Below are 3,190 nucleotides of genomic sequence, written 5' to 3'. Positions count from 1 at the left end.
CCTCCATCGGCCAATGCCTTCACTCATCTACTTCCGGGTGCCGTATGTTGCTGTTCGCGCACACGTGCGACGACAACCGTAGCACTCTCCCCCCACACTCGGCAGGGGCGATTCAGACCGCGACACACCATTAGCTTAATCCCGGTCTGGCACCATCCGTCGGACCTCCTTTACAAGCCGTAAACCCGGCGCGTGGTGGCTGCCGTCGCTTTAGCCACCTGGGCCAGGGGGCAATCCAAGGCATCGGCCATGGCCCGGAGGGTATAAGGAATCATGTAGGGGGAGTTAGTGCGTCCCCTGTAGGGCATAGGACTCAGGTATGGTGCATCGGTCTCCACCATGATGTGGTCCATGCCGACCACGGACAGGGCCTGGCGGATTCCCTCGTTGCCCTTGTAGGAGACCGTCCCTGAGAAACTTAGATACCAGCCGTGCTCGGCGACAACTTGAGCCATCTGCGCATCCCCCGAATAGGAGTGGAAGATCGTGCGCTCGGGAGCGCCATCCTCCAGCAGGGTCTCAATGACCTGCCGGTGGGCGTCGCGGTCGTGGATCTGCATGGGCAGATCCAGCTCCTTAGCCAGGGCGATGTGATCGCGGAAGGCCTGCCGTTGAATCTCTTCGGCTCCATGTCCAGTTCGGAAGAGGTCCATGCCCGTCTCCCCGATGGCCACCACCTGGTCGGGATACGCGTGAACCAGGCGGGCAACCTCTTCAAGCGCCTGCTCGAAAGAAACTTCATGCCAGGGCTGATATTTCAGAGGCAGTCCGTCCGGTCCCGGCACCCCTCGGTGGCCGTGCAGGACGGCTTCATTGGGATGGATGGCCAGGGCCGCGTGGACCACCCCGGGATGTGCCAGGGCCAGGTCCACCGCCGTCTGCAGATTGGGCAGTTCACAGCCCACGTCGATAGCACCGACCACGCCTACTGCCCGGGCCCTTTCCAGCTGCTGGTCGACCGAGCGGACGGGGACCGGATCCTGCCCGCGCTCCCTGGCCTGCCGATCCATCTCCTGGGCAAAGGGGACCACAGAAGCCATGTGGGTGTGATCGTCGATGACTCCAATGCCTTCGGGCAGCGGCTCGGGGTCGGGAGCCCAGCTGCGGTCACGGTGATGTCTGCTCATGATCCACAGTCTAAGGTCCAGTGCGACCCAAACTGCGACCCGCCCGGACGGACGGTGCCGACAAATGGAACGCCGGCCGCTAGAATCGCCCATGACGGCCATGGAACGGCCGGAACGGAAGGGCAAAGAAGCGCCCGCCGCCACGGTACCGTTGCCGTAAGCAGGAAAGGTGGAACATGTCTACGGATTGGCAACCCTCGTTCGAGGCGACCAGCGCCTACCTCTTCGTCCACTTCACTGGGCACGAACAGGCCGAGACGGACGAGCAGCTCTACTTCGCCCTCAGCCGCGATGGCCTGCACTGGCATGACCTGCGGGCCCAAGGAGACCCGGTGCTGACCTGGAGCGAAGGCGAAGGTGGCGTGCGCGACCCCTATGTCGTGCGAGGACCTGACGGTCTCTTCCATATCATCGCCACCGACCTGTCCGTCTACCACAGGGGCGGCTGGCAGGAAGGCCGGGCCACCGTGGACGGATCCACCGGCCTGGTCATCTGGGATTCGCCTGACCTGGCCCACTGGGGCAGACCGCGCCTGGTGGATGTGGCCTCGGCCATTCCCAAGGCCGGCATGGCCTGGGCGCCGGAGGCCTGCTGGGATGCCGACAGGAAGCAATGGATAGTCTTCTGGGCCACGGCTGCCGCCAACAGCGCCGAGGATCCGGCCGCATCCGACCTGGCCAACGAGCTGGGCGACGGCATCAACATGTACTACGCCACCAGCGCTGACCTGATCACCTTCTCCCGCCCGGTGAAGTGGATCGACCGCGGCAACGGGATCATCGACACAACCATGCTCAAGGCGCCCGACGGCTGGTGGTACCGGGCCTCCAAGGATGACCAGATCACCCTGGAACGCACCCGGAACCCCTATGCGGTCACCCATGAGTTGGTGCGCACGGACGATGACCAAGCCTGGTCCTACTTGTCCAATCTGACCGACATCTTCGGCCAGGGACGCTACTCCTCGCGTTATCTGGAGGGCCCCGAACTCTTTCTCTACAACGATGCTGACGCCACAGGATCCGACGGCCGGGCCATGCCTTTCGGCCTGATCTGTGACCAGTTCGCCGAGGGCCGGGGCTACCTGCCCTTCCGTTCGGCTGATCTGTCTTCCAGAGAGCAGCAGGACTGGGCCCTAGTCACGGACATGAACTTCGGCCGGCTGACCAAGCGGCACGGATCCATCATGCCCATTACCGAGAGCGAGTATCGGATTCTGAAGCGGACCCTGACCCGCTAAGCGGCTTCTTGGCGGGTTCGAGCACGCGCAGGTCCATACCTGTCAACCATATCCGGAAATAGTCGGGCGACACGGCTGCCAAGAGCGGCGCAGCCAGACCCGGCCAAGTGCAGTAGGCCCAGCCCATCATCATGACAGTGGGAGGCGCACCCCACCGCTAGATCAGATCGTCAGTGGACCAAATTGCTGCCATAGCGGTACCAGTGCTCCCAGCCATTACCCTGCGCGACTGATCGTCGTCGAACAGCCACAGATCGGTACCATGCCATAAACCCGACCGTTGCGCGGGCAACGCACCATGTGGGGAATCCCGCAGGCAAGTGATGCCCAGTGCGAGGTCAGCAGCTTCCTGCCTCCGTACAGTGAATCCCAGCTCATGGACTCGTCACCTCACGACAGGTCAAAATGGAGGCACGGCATACCCAGACGGGTCTTCAATGAAGTGCACTATCAGATACCCGTAAGGGTCGGCCCCATCGACGGCCTGGCAGCCGATCCTGTTGGTTTTGCACTTGTCGCCAATGCTGCCGAGATATCGATAACGAATGGGTCAGTCTGCTATTGGGCAGAGGCAACCGAATCCTCCTGAACCTGGCTGCCTTGTCCCGCATCACCCTCAGCTTTGTTCGTATCGGCATGGTCCGGCTGTGTCGATTGCGTCTGGTCGCCATTGGCTGTGCGGATCATGGCGTACTGGGACTCGTGCAGCCGGTAGTAGGCGCCTCTCTTGGCCAGAAGCTCCTCATGGGTGCCATGCTCCACGATCTGCCCGTGATCGATGTAGAAGATCTGGTCCGCATTTTCGATGGTGGACAGCCGGTG

Annotated in this window: 2 protein-coding genes and 1 pseudogene; 1 reads left to right on the top strand and 2 read right to left on the bottom strand. The window is 62.5% G+C overall.

Annotation, left to right across the window (positions count from 1 at the left end; genetic code table 11):
• Positions 1-170: 170 nt before the first annotated feature.
• Entirely contained in the window at positions 171-1,127 is a 957-nt protein-coding gene (locus AC0AP0_RS10850; protein ID WP_490430472.1) for a TatD family hydrolase, read from the bottom strand.
• A gap of 176 nt (positions 1,128-1,303) precedes the next feature.
• Between AC0AP0_RS10850 and AC0AP0_RS10845 the strand changes: the two genes are divergently transcribed.
• Positions 1,304-2,368, top strand: a complete 1,065-nt coding sequence (locus AC0AP0_RS10845) for an alpha-arabinofuranosidase (protein WP_490430471.1) — start codon at positions 1,304-1,306, stop codon at positions 2,366-2,368.
• 558 nt (positions 2,369-2,926) lie between these two features.
• On the opposite strand, the pseudogene AC0AP0_RS10840 reads toward AC0AP0_RS10845, so the two are convergent.
• Positions 2,927-3,190 (bottom strand): annotated as a pseudogene (locus AC0AP0_RS10840) (ABC transporter ATP-binding protein); the annotation flags it as partial.

The sequence above is a fragment of the Bifidobacterium sp. POST2/T3 (B1) genome, assembly GCF_058197115.1.
The sequence above is the reverse complement of the archived record's forward strand: the minus strand, read 5'-3'. Positions and strand labels throughout refer to the sequence as shown.

Coding starts and splice junctions, on each gene's coding strand:
- AC0AP0_RS10850 (WP_490430472.1), bottom strand. CDS start 1,127: ATGAGCAGACATCACCGTGACCGCAGCTGGGCTCCCGACCCCGAGCCG.
- AC0AP0_RS10845 (WP_490430471.1), top strand. CDS start 1,304: ATGTCTACGGATTGGCAACCCTCGTTCGAGGCGACCAGCGCCTACCTC.